Origin of the sequence: Streptomyces sp. NPDC091292 (assembly GCF_044757265.1) — a bacterium.
Taxonomy (GTDB): Bacteria; Actinomycetota; Actinomycetes; order Streptomycetales; family Streptomycetaceae; genus Streptomyces.
The window spans coordinates 58,112-83,988 of record NZ_JBIVUQ010000017.1 but is presented as its reverse complement, the minus strand read 5'-3'; the positions used below and the strand labels follow the sequence as shown (position 1 = coordinate 83,988).

The window sequence follows — 25,877 nt, the reverse complement described above, 5'->3', positions numbered from 1 at the left end:
ATCTCCGGAGGGGCTCACCACCGTCTTTTCGCCTCCTCACGAGCGTCGAAGATCCCCAGCGGCACCACTTTCGCCAACTCCTCGCCCTCCTCAGCGGCATCGGAGACCTGAGCTGGTTCGGCCGGAAGCGCTTGCGAGGCGGCGGGCGTCTCGGGACGAGGCCAGGCCGGCTGGCTGGTGGCACGGGTGCGGCCGACGACCTTGCGGTCACGCCGCTCGGCCGCACGGCCCGAGCCTTTCCGCCGCCGGACAGGGCGTTCTCCGTGACCATCAGCGGCCCGGTCAAGCAGCTCGACCGCAGCCTCAGCGACCGCTTCCTCGTCCGGCTTGCGCTGTTCACGTTCGGCCAGCACCTGACGGGCCCGGTCGAAGACCAGTTCACCCATGGGGACGGGCGAAGTGCGTAGATGGCGCCAGGTTGCGGTGATCCAGCCCGTGCCACGGTGGTTGCGTACCCAGACGCAGGAGATGTCATAAGGGTCGTAGTGGACCTCCCACAGCCTCCCGTCCGGACCCGCCCCTGAGGGCTGGCGCCGAAAGGGGACAAGGTCGGAGGAATCGTAAGTACGGTTGTTGATCCGCACCCCTTCGGGACCGATGACCCTCCATTCGCGGGGCATGAGCTGGATGTACTCCTCCGGGCTCAGTGCGACCGGCACGTATCCGGCCGCCGCCACCAGCGCGGCGTACTTCTCGTTCGGACTCAACGGGCGATCCGGCATCAACGGGTCCCGCAGCCCGCCGTGCGGCCTGACCTGCCACGTCGAAACGACCCATTCCTGGAGCAGTTCCTGGAGCTCGTGGATGGACCAAACCGCTCGTGCGGATGGATCCCTGCCTCGCATCTCGGCACTACGGCCGGTGTAGCCGGGCAGATCCTGGGCGAACATCGTTGCCACGGAGCCCAAGGTCCGTTCAATGTGCGGCTTGTCGGTCGGGGTGTCCGGATGCGCGGGTTGGAACGAGATCCCCAAGTGGCGACAGGCATTACGGAAGTTGTCCGAGATGAACGCCTTCCCGCGGTCACTGACCACCATCTCCGGGACGATCACCGGCTTCGCGGCGGCCTTGGCCATCCGTTCGTCCAGCGTCAGCAGCGAGACATAGGGCAGCACCGACCGGGACATGCGCAACGCGTCCGACCAGCCCGGCCGCACCACCTCGGGCGTCATTGCCCGCGCCAGCAGCAGGGCGGCGTCCACCGCCTTCGTCGAGGGCCGCAACACCACCGCGGCCAGCGTCCTCGTCGCCAGATCGACCAGTCCGGTCAGCTCACAGCGGTCCACTGTCCCGTCGTCGTGGACGACCATTACGTCCAGTGGCGTGGAGTCGATCTCCATCACTTCACCTGGTCGTGCTGTCGCCAGCTGCCCAAACATCCGCTTCGGTTGTTTGCCCAGCGAGCGGCGGGTGCGGGCCGAGCCCAGCAGATGTTGTCCGGTCGAGACTGCCTCCAACAAGCGGTAGAACGTCGCCCTGGAGGGCATCGGAACCACTCCCGTGCCGTGCTCAGCAGCCAGCAGGCGTTCGACCTTGCGCCGCAGCACCTGCGCGGACACGGTCGGCTCATCGGTCCGGCTGCTGACGATCTTCTCGATGGCCCCGACCACCCGAGGATCGGCCCGGCTCGTGCCGGTGGCGGGCTTGCGCTGCCGACCGTCCACCAAACCCGCCATCCCTTCGCGCTCGAAGCGAGAGCGCATCCTGCGCAACGTGCTCAGCCCCACCTCCTCGCCTGCTTCGCGTAGTTGGGCGAGCTTGGCCAGCTCCCGCTGCCGCAAGGAGTTCACGGTCGGGTCGTACTCGGCCTTCACTGGGGTGTGCGCATCGACGTCTGGACGGCCCGTAAGCAGTTCGGTCAGGTGCCTTCGCCACCACTCGGCCCGCTCTGCGGCGTCTTCGGGCAGCCCCTCCAGGACCCCCGCATCGGGCAGCGGCGGGCGACTCGGCGCGCTGCTGAGTACGGTGAATCCCTCAGAGGCCAGCAAGTTCCCCAGTAGCACCACACTGGCGGCCAAGGCGTCATCCACCAGCCGCACCGAAGTGCCGTGCAAGGCGGCCACGGTGTGCTCGCGCCCGTCGTAGCGAACCCGATCACCCAGCGACAGCAGCTGCGGACGCGCCGGCATCCCCGCCCACCTCCTTCGCCACCGCAGGAACGAGGTGCACGCGCGTGGCCCCCGCCAGCAACTCGCCCCCCAAGTCAGCGGCCAACACACGGCGCCACAACAGGTGGAAGAGCACCGGCAGCGTGGCGATCGGATCCCCGACTTCCCGGGCTCCCGCAAGCAGTCCCTGCGGCTCTGCGAACACCGCTTGCAGGGCATCGGCGACCGGCTCGCGCCGCACCCGCGGGTGCCTGTAGCCCGATAGCCAGCGCAGATTCGCCGCCAGCACGGGATCGAGCATCCCGACTCGCTCGAAGCCCCAGCCAACCCGGGCGCAGGCCGCGGCCGTGGCCGCGAACTTCGCCGCGTCGTCTGGCTCAATCCGATCGTCCGGACGTACGTCCAGCACCACAGCGGTGCCGTCCCGACGGCGTACGAAGTAGTCCGGTGTATGGCGGGTCCGCCGGGCCCGGTCGCCGTGCCCCCACGACAGCCGGAACGGCTGCGAGGCCACCGCCACCACATCCGGCTCGGCGTCCAGCCTCATCAGGTGCCCGAGCTCCACCCACGACTCATAGCCCACCAGGTCACCACCTGTAGCAGCCCAGTACCAGCCCGGGAAGTTTCGCTGCCCCGGTACGAGGGGAACCCGCGTACCTGACCGGCTGCCTCGAAACGGGTCGGCCACATCACCTCAAGCGGCCCGCCGTGCGGCTTACCGCAGGCGTCTACGTACTCCAGCCAGAAGTCCGCCTCAGCCATCAGCCACCCCCGCTCGGCACCCACCCGATGCGAAGACCGTAGGGACCCCGGTGCGGCAGCGGGTCAAGAAGAGCGAGACAGATCGACAGATGGTCAAGGTTGACTGAGACGAGCGACCAGATGGTTCAGATCGACCGAGACTGGCTCACCTTCAGTGAGACACGTCACCCGCTGAGCGCGGCTTCAGGTGGTGTGGAACACTTTTGCAAGCGTCTGCTTGCAAAAGTTAGCGGGGCGGGGCAGGGTGGGGGTATGGCATCGCTCAACGTCGGCAACCTTGGTGAGTACCTGCGCGAGCAGCGGCGCAACGCGCAGCTGTCGTTGCGGCAGCTCGCCGATGCCGCCGGGGTGTCCAATCCGTATCTGAGTCAGATCGAGCGCGGGCTGCGCAAGCCGAGTGCCGAGGTGTTGCAGCAGGTCGCCAAGGCGCTGCGGATCTCCGCCGAGACGCTGTACGTACGCGCCGGCATTCTCGACGAGCGTGAGCGGGACGACCTGGAGACGCGCGCCGTCATCCTCGCCGACCCCTCCATCAACGAGCAGCAGAAGCAGGTGCTGCTCCAGATCTACGACTCCTTCCGCAAGGAGAACGGGACCGGAAACGCGCCGGGGGGCGCGATATCCGACGACGACCCGGAACCCCGTGACAAAGAGCTGTGATCGACCGACGTGATCAACAGATGTGATCCACGTTGTCGATGTGATCAACACGTGTGACAGAGACCCCGTACCAAAAAACCCTCATACCTGAGTGATCCGGGAGGACCGCTGACCATGGCCATCACCGACGATCTGCGCAAGACGTTCGCCGACCCGACCCCCCTCTACTTCGCCGCCGGTACGGCCGACCTGGCCTACCAGCAGGCCAAGAAGGTGCCGGAGCTGGTCGAGCAGCTCCGGGCCGAGGCTCCGGCCCGTATCGACGCCGTGCGCAACACCGACCCGAAGGCCGTCCAGGACAAGGCGACGGCCCGCGCCAAGGAGGTCCAGGAGACCCTTCAGGCGAAGGTCACCGAGTTCATCAGCACCCTCGACACCGACTTCAAGAAGCTCGGCGAGTCCGCCCAGGACCTGGCTCTGCGCGGGGTCGGCGTCGCCGCCGAGTACGCCGTGCGGGCCCGCGAGACCTACGAGAAGGTCGCCGAGCACGGCGAGGAGGCCGTCAAGACCTGGCGCGGCGACGCCGCCGGCGAGATCCTTGAGGTCGCCGAGGCCGTCGAGCCCAAGTCGGAGTCCGTCCAGGTCAAGGCCGTCCCGGTCAAGGACGAGAAGCCCGCCCCGGCGCCCGCCGCCTCCGCGAAGAAGCCCGTCGCGAAGAAGGCCCCGGCCCGCAGGACCACGAACGCCAACGCCAACGCCAAGAAGACCACCCCGCCCTCCGCCAAGTGAACAACCGCAGCAACCGGAGCAACCTCAGGGAGCCGGGCACGATCGGCGTGCCCGGCTCGTTGTGCGGGTACGGTGGCGGCGTAGGAATGATTCGACTCGGGTGGTGGGCACTGTGCTGATGACCGGATTCAGCGGCCTGATGTGGCTGCTCTTCACCGCCATGCTGGTGCTGGCGGTGGTGGCGCTGGTGATGGCGGCTCTGGCCCGCGATGACGCGTACCGCGCCGCCGACAAGCAGAACAAGATGTTCTGGCTGATCATCCTGGGCATCACCGTCGCGGTGAATCTGCTGGTGCCCATGCTGTTCCTGCAGATCGCCGGACTGATCGCCACGATCGTCTTCTTCGTCGACGTCCGCCCGGCGCTCCGCCAGGTCTCCGGCGGCGGTGGCGGTCGCCGTGGCCGCGGCAGCAGCAGCGACGGGCCGTACGGGCCGTACAACGGCGGGCGGTAAGCAAACGAGTGCGCAACTAGCGCGCAGCTAGTGCCGCTAGTAGTGAGTGCGGGGTCGCCTGCGGCTCCTGGCGCTCCTGTGGGTGCAGTGACGTTTCAGCTTCGCTGTTGCGCGCTTCCCCTCAGCCGGTCCAGGAGGACCACGGCGACATCGTCCGTGAGGTCACCGCCATTGAGGCTCCGTACCTCGTTGACGGTGGCCTCCAGGAGCGATTCCCCGTACAGACCCGCCGCGAACTGGCGGCGGACTATCTCGACCATCCCGTCCTGGCCCAGCCGCCGGTTCCCGTCGCCGACGCGGCCCTCGATCAGGCCGTCCGTGTAGAGCATCAGACTCCACGCACCGCCCAGCTCCACCTGGCGGCGCGGCCAGCGGGCGCGCGGCAGCAGCCCGAGCGCCGGGCCGCCGCTCTCGTACGGCAGCAGCTCCGCCGGGCGGCCGGCGCGGGCGATCAGCGGGGCCGGGTGTCCGGCGAGGCTGAGTCCGGCGCGGCGGCCGTCCGGTGCGATGTCGACCGTGCAGAGGGTCGCGAAGATCTCGTCGTCCGCCCGCTCGTGCTCCAGCACCTGCTGGAGCGTCGAGAGGAGTTCGTCGCCGCACAGGCCGGCCAGCGTCAGCGCGCGCCACGCGATCCGCAGCTCCACACCGAGCGCGGCCTCGTCGGGGCCGTGGCCGCAGACGTCGCCGATCATCGCGTGCACGGTGCCGTCGGGCGTACGGACCGTGTCGTAGAAATCGCCGCCGAGCAGCGCGCGGGAGCGGCCGGGGCGGTAGCTCGCGGCGAACCGCAGGGACGAGCCGTCGAGCAGCGGGTTCGGCAGCAGGCCGCGCTCCAGACGGGCGTTCTCCTGGGCGCGCAGGCGGGATTCGGTGAGCTGGTGCTGGGCGGCGTCGGCGCGTTTGCGCTCCACGGCGTACCGGATGGCGCGGCTCAGCAGCCGGGCGTCCAGTTCGTCCCGGAAGAGGTAGTCCTGGGCGCCCACGCGGACGGCCTCGGCGCCGCCCTCCGCGTCGCCGGAGCGGGTGAGGGCGAGGACCGCGTGCCGGGGGGCGAGGCGCAGGATGTGTTTGAGGGTGGCCAGTTCGTCACCGGCACCGGCACCGTCTCCCGCTCCCGGGCGTCCCGCGGGCAGCGCCAGATCGAGCAGGATGCAGTGCACGTCGTCGGTGAGCAGCCGCTCGGCCTCCGTGAGGTTGCGGGCGGTGCGGATACGGATGGGTTTGCCCGCCGGGTCCAGGAGTTCGGGGATGCTCAGAGCGCCCGCCGGGTCGTCCTCCACGACCAGGAGGGTGAGGTTCGTACCGGAACCGGAGGCGGAGGCGGAACCGGAAGCAGAACCGGAAGCGGGTTCGGGCTCTGCGGTGTCGGAGTTCTCCGCCCGGACCGCCGGCACCTCCGGAGTCATGGGCGCAGCAGTGGGCGCCGTCTCAGCCGGACCACTCTCCGCGGCCGGGATCGCTCTCTGCCGCGGTACGGGTGCGGGCATCGCGTGGTTTCCTCCCTCCCCCCGAGGGCAGGGTGGAACGACGATCGACGCTCCACCAGACGGGGACCATAGCGGGTGCCGACACCGCAATGGAATGGGATATGGAATGGCTCCGGGCAATCAGCCACCGTCATATGCCGCATCCCAGGGCGCAATTGGACGTGCTCGGTCCCGTGAGGGATGACGAACATCACGCGGGCAGGGTTGAGCCCCCGTCCCCAACGTGCCCCAGATCACGTGCCCCAGATCACGTGCCCCCGGTCACGTGCCCCAGGTCACTTGCCCCAGATCACGTCCCGCTCATCGCGCGGCGGCCGAGTCCCCTGGTGCCCTACTTGTCCGGCCGTACCACCGCGAGGATCTTCATCGAGCCGGCGCCCGCGATGGTCACCGTGCGCCCCGGGCGTGGGGAATGGATGATCGCTCCGTCGCCTATGTACATCCCGACATGGCTGGCGTCGTCGTGGTAGATGATCAGGTCGCCGGGGCGCATGTCCTCGATGGCGACACTCGGGAGCTGCCGCCACTGCTCCTGCGAGGTGCGCGGGATGGGCCGGCCCGCGGCGGCCCACGCCTGTGAGGTGAGCCCCGAGCAGTCGAACGTCTTCGGGCCCTCGGCGCCCCACTGGTACGGCTTGCCGATCTGCTTCGTCGCGTATGCCACGGCCTTTTTGCCCTGAGCGCTCGCCTTGCTGCTGATCTCGTCCAATATGCCGGAGTCGAGCCAGGCGGACTGGGCCTTGAACTCGGCCGCCTGCTCCAGCTTGAGGAGCCGCTCGCGCTCCTCCTTCTGCAACTGGGACTCCAGCTTCTCGGCGTCCGCGATCCGCTGCTTGATCTTCTTCTTGGCGGAGGCCTTGGCCTTGCGGTTGGACTCCAGCTTCTTCCAGCCGGCGGAGGCGTCCTTGGCGTACAGCTCCAGGTCCTCCTGGGTGCGCGCCATGTCCGTGAGCAGCCCCTTGGTGGCCTGCTGGCCCTGGCGGACGCGGCCCGCGCCGTCGAGGAAGCCCTTCGGGTCGCCGCTCAGCATCAGCTGGGCCTCGGTCGGCAGACCGCCCGTGCGGTACTGGTCGCGGGCGGCGGCGCCCACGCGGTCCTTCAGGTCGTCCAGCTTCTTCTGGCCCTTGACGATGTCCTGGGCCAGCTCCACGATCCGCTTCGACTGCTCGTCGGCCAACTCCTCCGCCGCGTTGTACTGGTCAGTGGCGACCGACGCGTCGTGGTAGAGCCGCTCCAGCTCCTTGCGGACCTCCTCAAGCGTCTTCGTACTCTTGGGTGTTGGGGTCGGGCGGGCCGCTGGATCGGCGAACGCCGTGCCCGGTGCGCCCAGCACGGTGATCGCGCAGACCAGCGCCACGGCCGCGGTGGTCAGACTGCGGTTCACGGTCACGCTCCGCCCCCTCAAACCCTCAGACCTCAAGCTGATTTACCGTCAGTAACTTGTGGTGCGCCTTCGGATGGTGCCATGTCGTCGCGCAATACGACAGAGCCGTGAAGCCGGACATGCCGCCCGAAGTCCCCACGGGTGCCCCGCCGATGCCCCTCCCGGATGGCCCCACCCGATGTCCCGCCGATGTCCCGCCCACCTGATCCGACGAGTGGGCCCGGGAGATCGTTCCCGCCCCCACCGCCGGATACGCGCCGGATCCCCACCGGATACACACCAAGCACCAGACATCAGACACCACGAATTCACCGTCGCGGCGCCAAAGCCTCCCACTTCACCGTGATTTCGCCCTGCCGCCATCTCGACGGGCCGTCCGTCACCGGCCAGTCGCCCGCGAGGGCTTGCGCGGCGCGGATCCAGCGCTGTCGTGCGCCGTACGCGGCGTAGGGCGCGGCGCTCGCCCAGGCGCGGTCGAAGTCGTGCAGGAAGGTGTGGACCGGCTGGCCCGGGACGTTGTGGTGGATGAGGGCCTTGGGGAGGCGTTCGGCGAGGTCGGACGGGCGGTCCAGGGATGCGAGGCGGGTCGCGAAGGTCACCGTGCGGGGGCCCTCCGGGCCGAGGGCGATCCAGACGTGGCGGCGGCCGATCTCGTCGCAGGTGCCCTCGACGAGGAGGCCGCCCGGGGCGAGACGGGCGCACAGGCGCCGCCAGACCGCGGGAACCTCGGACTCGTCGTACTGGCGCAGGACGTTCGCCGCGCGGATCAGTACGGGGCGGTGCGGGAGGGGGACCTCGAAGCCGCCGTGGCGGAAGGTGAGGCCCTCGCGCGCGTAGGGGTGTGCGGCGGTGACGCGGCCCGGGTCGATCTCGACGCCGACGACTTCCGTGGTGGGGGCGACCGTGCGGAGGCGGTTCAACAGCTCCACGGCTGTCCAGGGGGTGGCGCCGTAGCCGAGGTCGACCGCTGTCGGGGTCGGGGTGGTGCGGAGGGGGCGGGCGTGGGTGGCGGTGATCCAGCGGTCCATGCGGCGCAGGCGGTTCGGGTTCGTGGTGCCGCGGGTCACCACGCCGATGGGGCGTGGGGGCATGTCCTGAGGGTACGGGGGGCCGAGGGTACGGGGAGCTGAGGGTACGGGGGGCCGGGCGCGGGTGGTTTGCGTGGAACGTCTGCGCATGACGTGCCTCGGATCTCGCGCACGGTTGAGTAGGTCCAGGTAATTGTTTGGCAAAGTGGAAATGTGGGTGGGGGGAGGGCGTGTTCCTGCGTTCGGGGGCAGCGCAGGGACCGTAGACGCAGGAGCCGCAAGGAGGCCCGCTTCGTGAGCCAGTACGTCGGCAGGCTCGGGCGACGTTCCCCCGTATCCCCGTCCCGGCTGCGGCTGCCGGGCGGGTCGAGGCGGCCACGGCGCGTGGCCATGTTCAGCGTGCACACCTCACCGCTGCACCAGCCCGGCACGGGCGACGCGGGCGGCATGAACGTTTACATCGTGGAGCTGGCCAAACGTCTCGCCGCGATCAATATCGAGGTCGAGATCTTCACGCGCGCGACGACCGGCGCCCTGCCGCCGAAGGTCGAGCTGGCGCCCGGGGTCCTCGTACGCCATGTGGACGCGGGCCCGTACGAGGGGCTGGCCAAGGAGGACCTGCCGGCGCAGCTGTGCGCCTTCACGCACGGGGTGATGCAGGCGTGGGCCGGGCACCGCCCGGGGTACTACGACCTCGTCCACTCGCACTACTGGCTCTCCGGCCACGTCGGCTGGCTCGCCGCCGAGCGCTGGGGCGTCCCCCTGGTGCACGCGATGCACACCATGGCCAAGGTCAAGAACGCCGCGCTCGCCGAGGACGACACCCCGGAGCCCGCCGCCCGTGTCATCGGTGAGACCCAGATCGTGCGCGCCGCCGACCGTCTCATCGCCAACACCGCCGAAGAGGCCGACGAACTCGTCCGGCACTACGAGTCCGACCCCGGCAAGGTCGCCGTCGTCCACCCCGGCGTCAACCTGGACCGCTTCTGTCCCGCCGACGGACGCGCCGCGGCGCGGGCCCGGCTCGGTCTGCCGCAGGACGCCCTGGTGCCCCTGTTCGCGGGCCGTATCCAGCCCCTCAAGGCCCCCGACGTGCTGCTGCGCGCGGTCGCCGTCCTCCTGGGCGAGCGCCCGGACCTGCGCCGACGGCTCGTCGTGCCCGTCGTCGGCGGACCCAGCGGCAGCGGGCTGGCCAAGCCGGAAGGGCTCCAGAAGCTCGCCGCACGGCTGGGGATCGCGGATGTCGTACGGTTCCGGCCGCCCGTCGGGCAGGAGCAGCTCGCGGACTGGTTCCGGGCCGCTTCCGTCCTCGTGATGCCCTCGTACAGCGAGTCCTTCGGCCTGGTCGCCATAGAGGCGCAGGCGGCCGGTACGCCGGTGCTCGCCGCCGCGGTCGGCGGACTGCCCGTCGCGGTACGGGACGGGGTCACCGGCGTCCTGGTCCCCGGCCACGAACCCGTCGCCTACGCGCGCGTGCTGCGCGAATTCGCCGACAACCCGGATCTCTGTACGCGGATGGGTGCCGCTGCCGCCCGCCACGCCCGGTCCTTCGGCTGGGACACGGCGGCGTCGGCGACGGCGGAGGTGTACACCGCAGCGATGCGCTTCCGCACCCGACAGCGCTGAGGGGCTGCGCCCCTCGCCCCCGGTTCTCCGGGACGGTCGGTTCGGCACCGCCGGGTGCCACCGTCGTGGCTGAGCACCGCCGCGGCGGGAAATGAATGGGGCTGCGCCCCTCGCCCCCGCCGCCGCTGGAAGTGAGAGGGGCCGTTCCCCTCGTCGCCCCCGGTACGCTCGCCCCATGTCCGACGCTGCCACGATCATCGAGCACGTCCTGACCGACTCCGGCGTCGAGTGGGAGAGTCCGGAAGCCGGGGCGTTCGTCGTGAAGTTGCCCGGTTCTCGGAAGTTGTCGACGACCGTGTCCCTGATCGTCGGCAAGCACTCGCTGTCGCTCAACGCGTTCGTGGTGCGGCATCCGGACGAGAACACCGAGGCCGTGCACCGCTGGCTCCTTGAGCGCAATCTCAAGCTGTACGGGGTGAGTTACGCGGTCGATCCGCTGGGCGATGTCTACCTGGTCGGAAAGCTGCCCCTCGCCGCCGTCACGCCCGACGAGGTCGACCGGCTGCTCGGCTCCGTACTCGAAGCGGCTGACGGTGGTTTCAACACGCTCCTGGAGCTGGGATTCGCGTCCGCGATCCGCCGGGAGTACGCCTGGCGGGTGTCCCGTGGCGAGTCCACGCGGAATCTCGACGCGTTCACGCATCTGACGCAGCGCCCGGCCGACTGACGCGCCCCGGGCGCCTCAAATACCGTCCGCACAACCCTTTCCCCGCCCTCGCTCGCCATGGCATGCTCACCGCCGACGCAGATATGAACTCTGTTCACATCCATGGAAGGCGGGCGCATGGATCAGCGGCGCATGGATCAGGACCGTACCGGCAGGGGAATCGGCAGACGCGCGCTCCTCGGCAGCGCCGTCGCCGTGGCGGCCGTCGCCGCGACCGGCGGCGGCACCGCGATGGCCGCCACCGGCCACCCGGCGAGCGAAGCGGGCAAGGGGGGCGGCACGGCAGGGCAGACCCCCGCCCTGTGGCGCGAATACACCCGCGCCCCCTTCACCCACCCCCAGATCCCCTACGTCGGCCGCGCCGGCGCGTACGTCGGCGCGCGGCGCCTCCCCCGCCGCCCGGTCGTCGCGAACGTCCTCCAGTACGGCGCCAAGGCGGACGGCTCGGCCGACGCGGCGCCCGCGATCAACCGTGCCATCGCCGCTGTCGGCAGGACCGGCGGTGGCACGGTTCTCGTTCCCCCGGGCACGTACCGCATCGACGACCTCATCCACATCGGGCACGCGAACACCGTCCTGCGCGGCGCGGGCAGCGGCCGGACCAAGCTCTACGCGACGAAGAACCTCACCGAACTGATCGGCGTCTACGGCTCCCGCTACGGCGGCGACAAGTCGAGCTGGTCATGGGCCGGCGGTCTCGTCTGGCTCTGCCCGGAGGACCGTTTCCGCAAGCTGACCGACGCGATCCGGGCGAAGGCATGGCCCTTCGAGGGCTGGACCGGCAACAAACGCGACGAATGGTCCACGCTGACCACCGTCGAGCCCGCGCTGCGCGGCTCCTGGTCGGTCCGGGTCGCCGACGCGTCGAAGCTCCGCCGGGGCGACCTGGTACTGCTGCGGCTGGCCGACGACGCGGCGCACGGCCTCCTCCAGCACATGGCGGGCGACGGTCCGGGCCCGGAGGCGTACTCCTGGGACGACAAGACCAAACTCACCTCCTACGTGCCCTACGAATGGCCCGTACGCATCGCCTCCGTACGCGGGCGCAAGGTCACCTTCGAGCGCCCCCTGCCCCTCGACATACGCCCCGAGTGGGATCCCCGGATCACCACGCACACCGGCGCGCTGACCGGCTCCGGCGTCGAGGGCCTGACCCTGGAGGCCGTCGAGACCCCGCAGTCCCCGCACCTCCTGGACAAGGGCTTCAACGGCGTGACCTTCCAGTGCGCCTACGACTGCTGGGCCGACGACGTCTCCGTACGGCACGTCGACAACGGCTTCGGACTGGTCGCCGCCTCCGCGTGCACCCTGCGGCGCACCCGGGTCGGCGGACGCGGTTCGCACCACCCGTACTTCTGCCGCGAGGGCGCCCACGACAACCTCGTCGAGGACTTCACCATCGAGGAGCGCACGGTTCCGGCGCCCTCGGGCACCCAGTTGCACGGCATCAACGTCGAGGGTCTCTCCTCGTACAACGTGTGGTCGCGCGGCGACATGCGGATGGGCACCTTCGACAGCCACCGAGGGATGCCCTTCGCGAACGTCCGCACCGACATCACCGTCAACAACAACGGGCGGCACGGCGGCGACGCCATCGCGGGACCCCTGTTCGGCGCCCGGTTCACCCACTGGAACATCCGCGTCACCAACGGCCGCGCCGGCCTGATGAAGATCGACGGACTCGCGCCCTGGAGCGCCACCGTCGGCATCAACGAGGTCACCGAGTTCGACCAGATCGACGTACCCGACTTCACCGGCGATCTGCACGCGCGCCTGGAGCTGTACGGGACGGCGGACGTGGTCCGTCCGCGCAATCTGTACGACGCCCAGCGGGACCTTTAGGCATCACCTATAGGTCACGCCACCGAAAACGGCCTCCCGCGCGCGTGGGGGCCGTTTTCCCCTGAGCAGCCCCATAAGTACAGCCTCATCCGAGCAGCTTCCTCGTCAGGTCGTGCAGCCGTTCCGCCGACGCCGGGTCGAACGACGGGTCGTCCAGGGTGGCCGGTTCGTGCAGGACGAAAGCGCTCAGGGGCGCGGGCGGCGGGGTGTCGATCCGGGCGATGATCGGCTTGACGCCCTCCGCGACCGGCTTGCCGTACCTCTTCAGACGGGCGACATGGGCGGCGGTCGCCGCGTCGAACTCGCCGCAGAAACCAGTGGACACGGAACCGGGGTGGATCAGTACGTACCGCCGTCCGTCCGCCGCGTGCCGGGCCGCGTACGCCACGCCGAGCAGGTCGTTGGCCCGGCCCGCCTGGAACTGGGCCGCCATCCCGTCGTAGCCGCGCGTCAGCATGAGGTCGTCCCAGTGGATACGGCCGCCCGGGACGCCGGGTCCTGAGACGTTGACGACGGTCTTCGGGGCGGTCAGGCCGTGGCTGAGCAGGAACCGGCTCAGATAGTCCAGCGCGAAGACGCTCTCGATGCCTTCGGCGGTCTCGTGCCGGGTCGCGCGGAAGTACCGGGCACACAGCACCAGGGCTTCCACGGACGGGAATTCGGCGTTGATCCGCTCGATGACCCGCCGGTTCTCGCTGATCAGGCTCAGGTCCGCCGGGACGAAGACGGCGCCCGGCACGGTCCTCGCCTTCTCGGCGTCCCGTCCGACGATGACGACGGTGTCGCCCCGGGCCACATACGTACGGGCGATTTCCTTGCCCATTCCGTCGGTTCCGCCAGTGATGACGAGGGTTCTCATCGTGTCCTCTCGGGCTTGCGTACGGCAGGTTCGTGGACGGCGTCCCCGGAACCGGAGCCGGAGGCCGGGGGCGTGAGGCGGCCGGGGAGGAGAGGGAGAGCGGCCAGAATGATCAGGTTTGCGGTGACGGCCAGCCAGAAGACATTGCGGAAGCCGGAGATCGCGTCGCCGGACGTCTCCAGGACGAGCGTGACCAGGGCGACGCCGAGGGCCGCGCCGAGCTGGTTGAGCATGTAGAGCACGGAACTGCCCTGCGCCACCATCGGCGCCGGCAGCGCCCGGTACAGGGACCCCATCGTGGGCGCGGTGACGAACCCCAGTCCCAGACCGAGCGCGAACGCGGCCACCGAGGGCCACAGTTCGGGCGTGTCCGCGCCGATCCGGGTGAGCGCGAGACCGCTCGCGACGGACACCACCCCTCCGCCGGTGGCGAGTCCACGGGCGCCGAGCCGGTCCGAGAGCCGCCCGGCGAGCGGCATCGCGAGGGCGCTGCCGAGCCCCACCGGGGCCATCAGGAGCCCGGCGGCGAGCACCCCGCGCCCGTGCGCCTGCTGGTAGTACAGCGGGAGTGTGAACAGCGCGGCGAACGTGACCAGGCCGCTCAGGCCCATGATCGTGACGCTCGCCGAGAAGCCGCGGTGCGCGAAGAGCCGCAGGTCGATCAGGGGCGGGGTGCTCCGGGGGGCTGGGGTGCCCAGGGTGCCCGGGGTGACCGGGGTGCTTCGGGTACGGAGGGCGTGGACGCCGTAGCCGATGAGGAGCGCGGCGCCCACGGCCAGCGGGGCGAGAGCCTGCCAGGCGGCCGGCGTGGCGTGTGCGGCGGTCTGCGAGAGGGCGAGGACGAGGGCGGCGAAGCCGGGGCCGAGGAGGGCGAGGCCGAGCACGTCGAGGCGGGTGCCGGAGGCTGCGGTGCCGGAGACCGGGGTGGCAGAGGCCGACGTGGCAGCGGCCGGGGTGCCGGTCGGCGGACGATCGGCCGGAATCACCCATACCGCAAGCCCGTACGCGATCAGCCCGACCGGCACGCTGAGCAGGAACATCCACCGCCACGGCAGGGCGCTCAGGACCGCGCCGCCCGCGATCGGGCCGAGGACCGGGCCGAGTGACAGGACCACGCCCATCAGGCCCATCACCCGGCCCGCCCGGCGCGGACCGGCGGCGCGCGCCAGCAGGATCAGCACCAGCGGGTCGAGCAGCCCGGCACCGAGCCCCTGGACGACGCGGAAGGCGATCAGGCTGCCGATGTTCCACGCCAGCCCGGCGGCGAGCGAACCCGCCAGGAACAGGGCGAGCCCGGTCAGCCACAGCCGTTTGCCGCCGAACCGGTCCACCGCCCAGACGGTGAAGGGGATGGTCGCCGTGACGGTCAGCAGGAACCCGGTCGAGGCCCAGCCGACCGCGTTCAGCGAGGTGCCGAGGGCCGTGGCGAGGGTGTCGGTGGCCACGGCGGCCATCGTGCTGTTGAGGATGCCGAGGAGTCCGCCGAGCAGGATCACGGCGATCAGCCCGAGCAGGCGTGAGTCCAGACGGTCTTCGGTGCCGGGAGTCGGCGGCGTTTTTGAACTCATGGGTTCAAGCTAGCGACCCAGTGAGTTCATACACAACCACACCGACCAAATAAATGAACCCGTGCGTACAATCAGCGACATGGCAGCCACCAGCACACCCCCCTCCTCCCGCGGGGCGGGCGCCTCACCGGCGGGCGTCTCACCGGCGCGCGCCTCACGTGGCCGGATCGACAAGCGGCAGGCGATCCTCGACGGTGCGTTCACCGTGTTCGCCCGGCAGGGGTACGCCCAGGCCTGCGTCCAGGAGATCGCCGACGAGGCGGGCGTGGCCAAGCCCACCGTGTACAACCACCTCACCGACAAGGCCACGCTGTTCCGGCACGCGCTCGACGCGGCGGCCCGGTCCGCGCTGCACGACAAACTCGCCGCGCTCGACCCGCTCCTCACCCCCGGCGACGACCTGCGCGCGACCCTGCACGGAGTCGGGCTCGCGGTGCTCCGGCTGCACTGCGACGACCGCTCCTGCGCACTGCGGCGCCTGCTGTACGCCGAGGTCACACGGTTCCCCGACGCCCTGACCATCGTCAGCGAGCACGGACCCCACCGCCTGGTGCAGGCCCTCGCCGACCGCCTCGCGCGCCTCGCGCTCGCGGGACGGCTGCGCGCCACCGACCCGACCCGCGCCGCCGAACACTTCCTGGCCCTGCTCATCGGCCCGATGGAGGCCCGCTCGCAGATGGGCACCGTGGAGATCGCGGACGCCGAGCTGGTGGAGGTGACGGCGGCGGCCGTCGACACGTTCCTACGGGCGTTCGGACCGGAGGACGAGGGCGCCGCCAAGCTCTGACGGGCAGCTCTGACGGGCGGCTCTGGCGGGCGATCGCCCGGCCCTGTACGCCTCGTCCGCACCGGGCGCCTCAACTGCCCGGGAACTCAGGGCACTTGCCGGACGACACCTTGGGCATGAGCCGTAACGACGACCCAGTCTCGTACGACCCCACCACGGACGCCGCCACCACGGACAACCCCGCCTGGTACGCCGACGACACCCTCTGGGTGGACTTCGCGCCCGCCATGTTCTCCGGCGCCCGCGCCGAGTCCGTCGCCGCGCTCGTCCGGGACGCGTCCCTGCTCGACTTCCCCGCAGGATCCCGGGTCCTCGACCTGTGCTGCGGCCCCGGCCTGTTCCTCGTCCCGCTGGCCGAGCGCGGCCACCAGGTCACCGGCGTCGACCTCAGCCCCGCCATGCTGGAAGCCGCCCGCGCCGCCTGCGACCGGGCCGGAACCTCCGTACGCCTGGTCCGCGCGGACATGCTCGACCACATCGAACCCGGCGCGTACGACGTGATCCTCAACCTCTTCACGTCCTTCGGGTACTTCGCCGACCCCGCCGACAACCTCCAGGTCCTGCGCAACGCCCGCCGCAGCCTCGCCCCCGGCGGCCACCTCCTGGTCGACGTGATGGGCAAGGAGGTCCTGGCGGGCTGGATCGGCCGTCCGCAGGCCGTGGACCTGCCCGACGGCGCGTACGTCGTCCAGCGGGACACCGTCCTCGACAGCTGGCGCAGGCTCCGTACCGACTGGACCCTCGTACGCGGCACCACCGCCCGTACCGCCTCGATCCACTCCTTCCTCTACAGCGCCGCCGAACTCCACGACCTTTTCGTGGCGGCCGGGTTCACCGACGTCACCTGCTTCGGCGACTTCGACGGCGGGCCCTACGACCAGCACGCGCGGCGCCTCGTCGTCCGGGGCCGAGCCGCCGCCTGAACGCCCAGTCCCCGCCCACCCCCACCGGAGGACCCGTACGCCATGCACCAGTTGACACCCCCCGCAGGCGACACCGTCCGCGTGCACGAGCACATCACCGACGCCCTCAAGGACCCCGCCTTCGTACGCCTCTCGGACTCCGTGGTGCTCGCGCGCTTCGAGACGATGAAGGTGTACGCGGCGCTCGGCGCCGTCCGCGCGCTGCTCGACGCCGGGCGGGTGGTGAAGGGGCAGACCCTGGTGGACAGTTCGAGCGGCATCTACGCGCTCGCCCTCGCCATGGCCTGCCACCGCTACGGCCTCGGCTGTCACATCGTCGCCTCGACCACCGTGGACGCGGCCCTGCGCGCCCAGCTCGAAGTACTGGGCGCGACCGTGGACCAGATGCCGCCGTCGGAGAGCCTGCGGCTCGACCAGGAGCGGCGCGTCCGGCATGTGCGGGAGCTGCTGGACCGGCGGCCGGACTGCCACTGGATGCGGCAGTACCACGACGGCGTGCACTACGCGGGCTACCGCGAGTTCGCCGCACTCGCCGCCGCCGCGCTGCCCGCCGGGCCGCTCACCGTGGTCGGCGCGGTCGGCACCGGCGCGTCGACCGGCGGGCTGACGGAGGCGCTGCGCGGAACCGGGCGGGCGGTGCGGCTCGTGGGGGTCCAGCCCTTCGGGAGCGTGACCTTCGGGAGCGAGGGGTTCAGCGATCCGGAAGCGATCATCGCCGGAATCGGCAGCTCGATCCCGTTCGGCAACGTCCGGCACGAGCTGTACGACACCGTGCACTGGCTCGACTTCCGGCACGCGATGGCCGGCGCGGTCGAACTGCTGCGCGGGCACGCCGTGTTCGCCGGGCTCTCCACGGGCGCCGCCCATCTGGTGGCCCGGTGGGAGGCCGTCCGGGAGGCGGCGCCCCATCCGGCTGCGGCCGGCACGTATCTGGTCCTCGCCGCCGACACCGGCCACCGCTACACGGACCGCGTCTTCGCCCGCCATACGGAGGCCCTGTCTCCGGACACCTTGGCTCCCCGGCGGATAGACGCGCTCACCGAACTACGGCCGCCGTGGTCCGTGATGGAGTGGGGCAGGCGAGAGGCGCCGTCGGGGGCCAGGGTCGACGGTTCCCCCGCGAACGCGAAGGCCACGTCGGTCGGGGGTGCGCGGTGACCGTTGTCGCGCTCGAAGCCCTGTCGTTCGGCCTGGGCAGGACCGCTTCGGCGGCCCGCGCCGCCGGGCACCGGCTCGTACTGCTCACCGGGGACCGGAGCGTCTACCGGCACGAGCTGGCGACGCTCCCCGCCGACGCGCTCGACATCGTCGACGTCGACACCACCGACCTCGGTGCCGTACGCCGTGCCCTGACCGCCGTGCCCGATCTCGCGGGGCTGATCAACACCACCGACACCTGGAGCGTCCCGGCCGCCGACCTCGCGGCCGAACTCGGACTTCCGGGGCCAGGACCCGGCGCCGTACGGCTGCTGCGCGACAAGGCCCGGGTCCGCGCCGCGCTGCACCGGGCCGGGCTGAGCCGGGGGACCGCGTACCCCGTCGACCACCCGCACCCCGACCGCGCCGACGAGGTGGCGGACGCCGTCGGGCTGCCCGCCGTCCTCAAGGACTCGGCCGGCACCTCGTCGCGCGCCGTGTGGATCGCCCCGGACCGGGCGGCGCTGCGGGACGCCCTCGGCGAGGCGGCCGAGGCCGAGGCCGAAGTCGCCCTGAAGGGACGGCTGTTCGCCGAGCCCTTCCTCGCCGGGCCCCTCTACAGCGCCGAGACCCTGAGCTGGCGCGGCGCGACCCGGCTGCTCGGGGTCGCGAGTCGGCAGACCTCGCGCAGCCCCGCCGTCCGCGAGGAGGCCGCCGCCTTCCCGGTGGCGCTGCCACCCGCCGAACTCTCCACGATCGAACGGTGGGTCGCCCGCGTGCTCGCCGTCGCGGGCCACGACCAGGGCTTCGCCCACGTCGAGTTCGTCCTCACCGCGCACGGCCCCGAACTCGTCGAGATCAACCGCCGGATCGGCGGCGCCCTGATCGGCGAGGCGCTGTGCCGCGCGCTGCGGACCGATGTCTACTCGGCCCTGATCGACGTCACACTCGGCCGCCGCCCCGCCCTCCTCGACGCACCGACCGAACTCCAGGGCACCGGCCCCGCCGTGGCGTTCGTCCTCGTCTACGCCGACCGGCCCGGCGTCCTCCTGGAGTGGTCGGGCCTCGAAGGGCTGGCCGCCTTCCCGGGCGCCGTCGAGTGGTACCCGGTACGCGCACCGGGCGACACCGTCCCCGACATCGGCGACCAGCGCGGCTGCACCGGCATGGTCCTCGCCGAGGCCCCCACCGCCGAACTCGCCCAGCACCGCGCGTGGAGCGCGGCGACGACGGTACGGGCGGTCATGAAGTCGACACCGTGAAGCGCTTCACCGGTCCCTCCCTGTTCCTCCTGGGCGCCTCCTTCCTGATCACTCTCGGCAGCTTCGCCGTCCTGCCCTTCATGTCGGTGCTCCTGCACGAGCGGTGGGGCTTCGGCCTCGGCACGGTGGGCGCGGTGCTCGCGGTGGCCTCGCTGGTGCAGTTCGGCGGCGGGGTCGTCGGGGCCGCCGTCGCCCGCCGGATCGGGCTGCGCGCGACGATGCTGGTGGCACTCGCGGTCCGCACGGCGGGCTTCGCCTGTTTCGTACCGGGCCTCGACCGGCCGTGGCTCGCCGTGGTGGCCCTGTTCCTGGTGTCGGCCGGGGCCGCGCTGTATCTCCCGGCGAACAAGGCGTATCTGGTGGCGGGTTGCGCGCCGGAGCGGCGCCCCGCCCTGCTCGCGGCCAGCGGCTCGGCCTTCAACGCGGGCATAGCCCTCGGCCCACCCGCAGCCGCCCCCTTCGTCCTCACGTCCCCGACCACCCTGTTCGCGGGGGTCGCCGTGCTGTTCGCGGTGGTGGGGGTGGGGCACATGGGGTTGCCGGGGGTGGTGGACGTCGTTCCCGGGGTGGCGGGTGAGGATCGCGTCGTCCCCGAGGCCGCGGGTGAGGATCGCGTCGTCCTCGGGCGGACCCACGAGGATCGCGTCGTCCCCGACATGGCGGGTGAGGATCGCGTCGTCCCCGCGCGGACCCACGAGGATCGCGTCGTCCCTGAGCGTGCCGCGCGCCCGGACTGGGCTCGCGCCCCCTTCGCGTACACCCTCCTCTCCGTACTCGTCTTCATGTACTTCCAGCACTACCTGGCGCTCTACGCCGTACCCCGCACGTCCGCCGCCTTCTACGCCTCGGTGCTCATGGCGTACGCGCTGCTGCTCGTCGTGGCGCAACCGCTGCTCGCGGGCTGGATCGCCGGACTCCCGTACGGGCGGGCGCTCCGGCTCGGGTTCGCCGCGATGGCCGTGGGGACGGCGGTCATCGGGGCGGGCGGAATCGTCGGGACCGGGATGGGGGCGGGGTCGGGGTCCGGGTCGGGGACCGGTGATGGGGTCGGCCTCGGGGTGGGCGCCGGGGCCGGCATCGTGGTCGGGATCGTGGTCGGGTCGTTACTGCTCTGCTTCGCTGAAACCGTGCTCTTCCTCCGTAACGACCTGGAGGCACTGGATCGTTCCCGGGCGCCCGCCGCGACCGTCTTCGGCCGGCAGCGGCTGGCGGCGGGGTTCGGGGCCTTCGCCGCCGCCCTGTTCGGCGGCCCGCTGTACGGGGCCGCCGAACAGGTGGGCGACGCGGCCGTGTTCTGGTTCGCGGTCAGCGCGCAGAGCGTGCTGCTGCCGGTGGCGCTGTGGGGCGCGTCGGTCCGACGGGGACGTGCGCGGCAGCGGCATGCGGCGGCGGCTCGCTCGTAAGTACCTTCTCGGTCCTTCCAGTCGGTTCGTTCCACACCTCCGCCAGGTCCCGGCGGGCCCGCGCCACCCGGGACCGGATCGTGCCCACGGGACAGCCGAGCGCGTCGGCGGCCTCCGCGTAGGACAGGCCGAGCAGACAGGTCAGGGTGAACGCCTGCCGGCGACCGGGTTCCAGCGCGTCGAGGGCGTCCGTCAGCGCCACGGACTCCTCGAATCCGGGCAGATGGCGCGGCTGCGCGCGGTCGGCGGCGCCCAGCCAGTCGACGGTCTCGGCGATCCGGGGCCGCGCGGCGGCCCGCCTGTACCGGTCCACCACCACGCGCCGCGCGATGGCGAGCAGCCAGGACCGCGCGCAGGACCGCCCGGCGAACCCGCGCAGACTCGTGAGCGCGCGCAGAAACGTCTCCTGGGTGAGGTCGTCCGCGCCGCGTACGTCGGCGGTGAGATGGGCGACGAAGCGGCGTACGTCGTCGTACGTGGCGTGCACGAACAGCTCGGCGGCGCGGCGGTCGCCGAGCCCCGCGGCGATGGCCCAGGCGGTGACCTCGGCATCGCGTTCGTCCCGCGTACGGGCGGGCGGGGTCTGCGCACGGGCCGGGGGAACCGGCTGACGGGCAGGGGAAATGGGTGTGCGGGCAGGGGGAAGCGGCGTGTGGGCAGGGGGCATCGCGGATCGTCCTTCGCGTCCGGGCGCGGGGCCCGTGAGGGGGTGAGGGGGCGGCTCAGGACGGAAGGAGCGGGGGGCCGCGGCGCGGGACGGCGCGCAGCAGGGCGACGGAGGCCGGGAGCCGGGCCGGGCGGCGGTCCCGTACCGGTACGGGCGCGGCGGGCGGGAGCCCGGCGTAGGCACCGCCGAGTACGGCGGCGAGTACCGCGCGGGCGAACCGCAGCCGCGCGCCGGCCGACCGCAGCGGCGCTCCGGCGAACAGGCGCAGGGCGCGGGCGAGTTGGACGAGTGCCCGCTCGCCCCGCCACAGCCACCAGCCGCAGACGGCGCCGGCGAGGAGGTGGGCGGCGGTCATACCGGGGGTGAGACCGTCGAAGAGGACGGCGAACGTTTCGGCGACGACGTCGTCGGGGGAGCCGGCGGAGGGGTTCGCGGGCGCGGGGGGCGGGTGGGCGGATCCATGGGTCATGCCGGGCGCCATGGAAAGGGAAGGGGAGCCGTGGCCCGGGTGCGTACCGGAACGCGCCGCCGGACCATGGGGCTCGATCAGCCCGTACCACGCGTGCAGGGCGAGTTGGACGAGCGCGCAGAAGGCGACGACGGCCGAAGCGGAACGTTCCGTACGGGTGAGCAGCCAGCCGCCTGCGCAGAGCGGCGGGACGGCGAGCGCGTACGCCCACGGGGACGGCGACATGCCCGACGTCAGGGCGTGGCCGAGCCCGGACAGCACGAGGCACACCGCGGCGAGCACCGCGGTGTGGGCGACGCGGAGTCCCGGTCCTGCGCGCATGCCCGCCATGGTGCCAGGCACGTGGGGGAGGCGGGGAAGCACAACTGATGCGGACGGAACGGGTGTTGAGGGTGGTAATCAGGACACGGATGGTGCGTGATGCACATCACATTCGTACGGTGAGGGCTCGGGGGGAACTTTCGTGCGACCCCGCCCGACTCCTGCACGGGAGGCGCTGCGCGGGCGGGGGTGTGCGGGCTCGCTCCCGGTCTGTGTCCCGGTGTCGGCGGAGGGGAAACGATGGCGATGCGATCGAATCCGGAAGAAACAGCACCGGAACCGGGGTCGGTGACGGAGCCGGTGGCGGAACCGGAACCCCACCCGGATCAGGCGCCCCCCTCCTCCCCAACCTCCTCCCCCCGCGTAACCCTCCGCTCCGACCTCCGCGCCTCCCTCCTCGACGGCGCCATCGCCCTGGCGATCACGGCGGCGATCTTCGGCGTCCTCTATCTCCGTATCCGCGCGAAGACGTCGTCGACCGTGACGGTGATGCCGTTCATGGCGGACGCGGGAGCGTTCTGGGTGTACTTCCTCAGCCAGGCGTTCGGCTGGTCGGCGCTGCTCTGGGCGTGGGGGACGGTGATCCTGGGTCTGCTCCTGTCGGGCCCGCGCCCGGGGTGGCTGCCCTGGTCGGGCCCGTCCCTGGAACGCCTGCACCGCACCACCAGCCTGAACACCATCGCCCTGATCACGGCGCACGCGCTGCTGTTCGCGGTGGAGCTGATCCGCCATGACACGGACGCGTGGTACGCGCGCGTGGGCACGGCGTTCGTGGAGACCTTCGTCCCCGGCGGCTACGACTCGGGCACCGGCCGCATCGCCATCCCCGTGGGTCAGGCGGCGCTGTACCTGGCGATCCCGCTGGGCCTCCTCTTCTACGTACGCCACCGCATCGGCCCGAAGACCTGGCGCGTCCTGCACCGCTTCGTGATCGCGGTCTACGTCCTGTCGGTCTGGCACACGCTCCTCTACGGCACGAACGTCTGGTACGACGGCTGGTTCCGCACCACGATCTGGCTCCTCCAACTCCCCCTGGCCGCCCTGTTCCTGCTCCGACTGCTCGCCCCGGCCCGCCGCTCGGAACGCCTCCGCGCACCCCGGGACCACCCCGGCTCGGCGGCGGGCTGGACGACCCGCCTCACGGGCCGGGTGCTCGCGGCGGGCGTCCTCGTGGCACTGGTGGCGGTGCTGGCCACAGGCCGAGACGGCGGCCGTGCGGAACCCCCGGAGGACACGTCGTCGACGCACAACCACGGCTGATCACTACGGCTGATCACCAATCGCGCCACTTGTCGGTGATCTCATGGGCGCCCATGCCGTTGCGCTCGGCGAGGGCGGGTATGTCAATTCCCTGCCCGGTGAGCGTGAGGTGGATGTAGTCGCACAACTGCTCGCGCTCACTGGTCTCGAAGCCACTGCCGCCGTGGTCCTCATTGATCCCGTTGAGCGCGAGCACCACCCGCTCGACCACACCGAAAACGTCGGCGTCCGACGGCTCGGGCCCCAACGCGGCGACCGCCCCCTCGAACCCGGCGAGCGCCCCGTCGGTCGCATCGAGCAACGACTCCGGAAACAACCGCGCCCACACAGCACACTCAGGCGCCCGCCGCCCCGCGGCCACCTCCCGAGCCTCTTCCACCACACGATCACGCCACTGCTCAGACGGCTTACTGGTCATGCCCCCCAAGCTAACGCCCCCCACTGACAACGCCCCTGACCAGCAGGAACAGCCTGCTGCGCCGCTACTCCTCTTCCTCCGGAGAACTCAACTCGGCAAGACGCTCGGCGATGTCGTCCGCCCACTCCTGGGCCCATCGCCGCAAGTCACTGATGGCCTGGTCGTCGAGCCCGTAGGCGGCGAACTCGGTGTCGTCGATCCAGTCGGCACCAGTCAGCCGGGCTTGCAGCTCGACGAGTTCGAATGTGTCGCGGGCGTGCCGGCGCCCGACTTCTTCGAGTTCGGCCCGGCTACGGAGGTCCGCGGCGGCCCGAACGTCGATGAGATCCCGGGCCAGCCCCCGATCGGCCAGCGCCCGGACCTTCGTACCGATGACGTCCTCCAGGGAGAGGACGAGGCCGTGTTCGGTCCGCACGGGCGGGCGCCAGAGAGCTTCCTTCAGAACGTCGACCTCGCACTCCTCACCGCTCCCCGGGTCGGTGACGATCAGCCGAGCCGAGAGGGGATCCGTTTCCAGCGTGCGTACCGACCAGCCCCGTTGCTCCAGGCCCGTCCGGACAGTGGCGGCGATGGTCTCCATCGCCTCCGGGTTTTCGGTGGCGACATCAAGGTCCTGGCTGAGCCTGTCCACCAGACCGTGAGCTTGGACGGCGTAGCCGCCGGTGAGGGCGAGAGGGTAGGGCGTGCCCACGTTGAGTACGTCGGTGAGGAGACGGCGGTGCAGGTCGGTGAGGTTCACGCGACAGCCCTGTTGGGTGGGGCCAGTTCGGGGAAGGCGTGTTCCCAGACGTCACGCAGGTCGCGACTGACGAGCGTACGAAGGACTGGCCACATCTCGGTGAGCAGGTCTGCGTCGAGGTACCGGACCAGGTCCTCGCGCTGCCCCTCGGCCAGAACGATCCGATAGCAGCTCATCCGGAGACGCGGCTGGTCGAGGTCGAACTCGGTCAGCCCGGACCAGGCCAGGTGCAGCGGCAGAAACACGGTGCCGTGAACGGGACCGGCCAGCTCGGCGAGGCGACCGGGCCGACGCCGGTCGAACCGGTCACGCCGGAGTTCGGAGACAGTGGGCGTGGGAGCCATGCCCCGATTATTACGGGTCCTCGACTATTACGGGTCCTCGACCGGGGCGCCCGCCCTCCAGCCCGAGCCCCTTCCCGGCAACCGGCATCGGCCCCCCGCCCACGGATATTCCGCAGGCAGGAGGCCGCGAGACGCACGGCCAAGTTCAGCCGCGTCAAGAGGGGCTACTTCTTCTTCCCCTGATTCTTGACCGCCTCGATCGCCGCCGCTGCCGCGTCCGGGTCGAGGTAGGTGCCGCCCGGGTTCAGGGGCTTGAAGTTGGCGTCCAGGTCGTAGGACAGGGGGATGCCCGTGGGGATGTTCAGGGAGGCGATGGCCTCGTCCGAGATGCCGTCCAGGTGCTTGACCAGGGCGCGGAGGCTGTTGCCGTGGGCCGCGACCAGGACCGTGCGGCCGGCCAGGAGGTCGGGGACGATGTCGTCGTACCAGTACGGCAGCATCCGGGCGACGACGTCCTTGAGGCACTCCGTGCGCGGACGCAGCTCCGGCGGGATCGTCGCGTAGCGCGGGTCGTCCGACTGGGAGTACTCGGCGCCGTCCGCCAGCGGGGGCGGCGGCGTGTCGTACGAGCGGCGCCAGAGCATGAACTGCTCCTCGCCGAACTCGGCCAGCGTCTGGGCCTTGTCCTTGCCCTGGAGCGCGCCGTAGTGCCGCTCGTTCAGGCGCCAGCTGCGGTGGACCGGGATCCAGTGGCGGTCGGCGGCCTCCAGCGACAGCTGCGCGGTGCGGATCGCGCGCTTCTGCAGCGAGGTGTGCACGACATCGGGCAGCAGGCCGGCGTCCTTCAGCAGCTCACCGCCGCGGACCGCCTCCTTCTCGCCCTTCTCGTTGAGATTGACGTCCACCCAGCCGGTGAACAGGTTCTTCGCGTTCCACTCGCTCTCGCCGTGGCGGAGGAGGATCAGCTTGTACGGTGCGTCGGCCATGCCCCGAGCCTAATCGACCCCACCCCCGCGCCCGCCCCGCGCCCACC

At 71.3% G+C, this 25,877-nt stretch carries 25 protein-coding genes; 12 read left to right on the top strand and 13 right to left on the bottom strand.

From position 1 onward, the window contains the following. Positions 1–14 precede the first annotated feature (14 nt). Complete coding sequence (locus ACIQNU_RS33425; RefSeq protein WP_401373554.1) at positions 15–2,129, bottom strand: Mu transposase C-terminal domain-containing protein; 2,115 nt, start codon at positions 2,127–2,129, stop codon at positions 15–17. Beyond that, the gene (locus tag ACIQNU_RS33420; RefSeq protein WP_401373553.1) at positions 2,095–2,796 is read right to left on the bottom strand and encodes a TnsA-like heteromeric transposase endonuclease subunit; all 702 of its coding nucleotides are present in this window, start codon (positions 2,794–2,796) and stop codon (positions 2,095–2,097) included. Before ACIQNU_RS33420 ends, ACIQNU_RS33425 begins: the two co-directional genes overlap by 35 nt. 326 nt (positions 2,797–3,122) lie before the next feature. Here ACIQNU_RS33420 and ACIQNU_RS33415 point away from each other — a divergent pair, with 326 nt between their 5' ends. The 3 genes from ACIQNU_RS33415 (at position 3,123) to ACIQNU_RS33405 (ending at position 4,713) form a co-directional block, all read left to right on the top strand. Further along, entirely contained in the window at positions 3,123–3,530 is a 408-nt protein-coding gene (locus ACIQNU_RS33415; RefSeq protein ID WP_401373551.1) for a helix-turn-helix domain-containing protein, read from the top strand. A gap of 114 nt (positions 3,531–3,644) precedes the next feature. After that, a complete protein-coding gene (locus tag ACIQNU_RS33410) occupies positions 3,645–4,259 on the top strand; it encodes a hypothetical protein (protein WP_401373549.1) in 615 nt (204 codons plus the stop codon). Positions 4,260–4,377: 118 nt separating this feature from the next. Then, entirely contained in the window at positions 4,378–4,713 is a 336-nt protein-coding gene (locus ACIQNU_RS33405) for a DUF2516 family protein (protein WP_401373548.1), read from the top strand. Positions 4,714–4,808: 95 nt separating this feature from the next. On the opposite strand, the gene ACIQNU_RS33400 is transcribed toward ACIQNU_RS33405, so the two are convergent. The 3 genes from ACIQNU_RS33400 to ACIQNU_RS33390 all read right to left on the bottom strand — a co-directional run bounded on the left by ACIQNU_RS33400 (position 4,809) and on the right by ACIQNU_RS33390 (position 8,675). Further along, entirely contained in the window at positions 4,809–6,200 is a 1,392-nt protein-coding gene (locus tag ACIQNU_RS33400; protein WP_401373546.1) for a PP2C family protein-serine/threonine phosphatase, read from the bottom strand. Between the two features lie 331 nt (positions 6,201–6,531). Next, positions 6,532–7,590 carry an NlpC/P60 family protein gene (locus ACIQNU_RS33395; RefSeq protein ID WP_401373545.1) on the bottom strand — a complete coding sequence of 353 codons (1,059 nt, stop codon included), beginning with the start codon at positions 7,588–7,590 and terminating at the stop codon, positions 6,532–6,534. Positions 7,591–7,892: 302 nt separating this feature from the next. Beyond that, positions 7,893–8,675 (bottom strand): class I SAM-dependent methyltransferase, encoded by a 783-nt coding sequence (locus ACIQNU_RS33390; RefSeq protein WP_401373543.1) that lies wholly within the window; start codon positions 8,673–8,675, stop codon positions 7,893–7,895. A gap of 231 nt (positions 8,676–8,906) precedes the next feature. Here ACIQNU_RS33390 and mshA point away from each other — a divergent pair, with 231 nt between their 5' ends. The 3 genes from mshA to ACIQNU_RS33375 all read left to right on the top strand — a co-directional run bounded on the left by mshA (position 8,907) and on the right by ACIQNU_RS33375 (position 12,747). After that, the gene (gene mshA, locus ACIQNU_RS33385; protein ID WP_401373541.1) at positions 8,907–10,238 is read left to right on the top strand and encodes a D-inositol-3-phosphate glycosyltransferase; all 1,332 of its coding nucleotides are present in this window, start codon (positions 8,907–8,909) and stop codon (positions 10,236–10,238) included. A 175-nt stretch (positions 10,239–10,413) separates the two neighbouring features. Continuing rightward, complete coding sequence (locus ACIQNU_RS33380) at positions 10,414–10,905, top strand: YbjN domain-containing protein (protein WP_401373539.1); 492 nt, start codon at positions 10,414–10,416, stop codon at positions 10,903–10,905. A gap of 132 nt (positions 10,906–11,037) precedes the next feature. Next, entirely contained in the window at positions 11,038–12,747 is a 1,710-nt protein-coding gene (locus tag ACIQNU_RS33375; protein WP_401373538.1) for a glycosyl hydrolase family 28-related protein, read from the top strand. A gap of 85 nt (positions 12,748–12,832) precedes the next feature. Here ACIQNU_RS33375 and ACIQNU_RS33370 read toward each other — a convergent pair whose 3' ends face one another. Then, a complete protein-coding gene (locus ACIQNU_RS33370) occupies positions 12,833–13,606 on the bottom strand; it encodes an SDR family NAD(P)-dependent oxidoreductase (protein ID WP_401373536.1) in 774 nt (257 codons plus the stop codon). Then, positions 13,603–15,174: a DHA2 family efflux MFS transporter permease subunit gene (locus tag ACIQNU_RS33365; protein WP_401373534.1), complete on the bottom strand. Its 1,572-nt coding sequence runs from the start codon at positions 15,172–15,174 to the stop codon at positions 13,603–13,605. The genes ACIQNU_RS33370 and ACIQNU_RS33365 overlap by 4 nt, the downstream gene beginning before the upstream one ends. 79 nt (positions 15,175–15,253) lie before the next feature. Between ACIQNU_RS33365 and ACIQNU_RS33360 the strand changes: the two genes are divergently transcribed. The 5 genes from ACIQNU_RS33360 to ACIQNU_RS33340 all read left to right on the top strand — a co-directional run bounded on the left by ACIQNU_RS33360 (position 15,254) and on the right by ACIQNU_RS33340 (position 20,686). Then, a complete protein-coding gene (locus tag ACIQNU_RS33360; protein ID WP_401373532.1) occupies positions 15,254–15,961 on the top strand; it encodes a TetR/AcrR family transcriptional regulator in 708 nt (235 codons plus the stop codon). A 227-nt stretch (positions 15,962–16,188) separates the two neighbouring features. After that, positions 16,189–16,884: a class I SAM-dependent methyltransferase gene (locus ACIQNU_RS33355; protein WP_401373707.1), complete on the top strand. Its 696-nt coding sequence runs from the start codon at positions 16,189–16,191 to the stop codon at positions 16,882–16,884. 42 nt (positions 16,885–16,926) lie between these two features. Beyond that, positions 16,927–18,042, top strand: a complete 1,116-nt coding sequence (locus ACIQNU_RS33350; protein WP_401373531.1) for a pyridoxal-phosphate dependent enzyme — start codon at positions 16,927–16,929, stop codon at positions 18,040–18,042. Then, positions 18,039–19,283: an ATP-grasp domain-containing protein gene (locus tag ACIQNU_RS33345; protein WP_401373529.1), complete on the top strand. Its 1,245-nt coding sequence runs from the start codon at positions 18,039–18,041 to the stop codon at positions 19,281–19,283. The genes ACIQNU_RS33350 and ACIQNU_RS33345 overlap by 4 nt, the downstream gene beginning before the upstream one ends. Next, a complete protein-coding gene (locus ACIQNU_RS33340) occupies positions 19,280–20,686 on the top strand; it encodes an MFS transporter (protein WP_401373528.1) in 1,407 nt (468 codons plus the stop codon). The genes ACIQNU_RS33345 and ACIQNU_RS33340 overlap by 4 nt, the downstream gene beginning before the upstream one ends. Here ACIQNU_RS33340 and ACIQNU_RS33335 read toward each other — a convergent pair. Beyond that, positions 20,589–21,353, bottom strand: coding sequence for a sigma-70 family RNA polymerase sigma factor (locus ACIQNU_RS33335; RefSeq protein WP_401373526.1), 765 nt, complete (start codon positions 21,351–21,353; stop codon positions 20,589–20,591). The two genes, ACIQNU_RS33340 and ACIQNU_RS33335, sit on opposite strands and share 98 nt — an antisense overlap. A 55-nt stretch (positions 21,354–21,408) precedes the next feature. Beyond that, positions 21,409–22,143, bottom strand: coding sequence for a hypothetical protein (locus ACIQNU_RS33330; RefSeq protein ID WP_401373524.1), 735 nt, complete (start codon positions 22,141–22,143; stop codon positions 21,409–21,411). A 240-nt stretch (positions 22,144–22,383) separates the two neighbouring features. Here ACIQNU_RS33330 and ACIQNU_RS33325 point away from each other — a divergent pair, with 240 nt between their 5' ends. Then, positions 22,384–23,403, top strand: coding sequence for a ferric reductase-like transmembrane domain-containing protein (locus ACIQNU_RS33325; RefSeq protein WP_401373522.1), 1,020 nt, complete (start codon positions 22,384–22,386; stop codon positions 23,401–23,403). 13 nt (positions 23,404–23,416) lie between these two features. Here ACIQNU_RS33325 and ACIQNU_RS33320 read toward each other — a convergent pair whose 3' ends face one another. The 4 genes from ACIQNU_RS33320 to ACIQNU_RS33305 all read right to left on the bottom strand — a co-directional run bounded on the left by ACIQNU_RS33320 (position 23,417) and on the right by ACIQNU_RS33305 (position 25,830). Continuing rightward, positions 23,417–23,821, bottom strand: coding sequence for a hypothetical protein (locus ACIQNU_RS33320; RefSeq protein WP_401373520.1), 405 nt, complete (start codon positions 23,819–23,821; stop codon positions 23,417–23,419). Positions 23,822–23,885: 64 nt separating this feature from the next. Further along, positions 23,886–24,560: a nucleotidyl transferase AbiEii/AbiGii toxin family protein gene (locus ACIQNU_RS33315; RefSeq protein WP_401373518.1), complete on the bottom strand. Its 675-nt coding sequence runs from the start codon at positions 24,558–24,560 to the stop codon at positions 23,886–23,888. After that, positions 24,557–24,904 (bottom strand): transcriptional regulator, encoded by a 348-nt coding sequence (locus ACIQNU_RS33310; protein ID WP_401373517.1) that lies wholly within the window; start codon positions 24,902–24,904, stop codon positions 24,557–24,559. The genes ACIQNU_RS33315 and ACIQNU_RS33310 overlap by 4 nt, the downstream gene beginning before the upstream one ends. 164 nt (positions 24,905–25,068) lie before the next feature. Further along, positions 25,069–25,830, bottom strand: a complete 762-nt coding sequence (locus ACIQNU_RS33305) for a phosphoglyceromutase (protein ID WP_401373515.1) — start codon at positions 25,828–25,830, stop codon at positions 25,069–25,071. Positions 25,831–25,877: the final 47 nt, after the last annotated feature.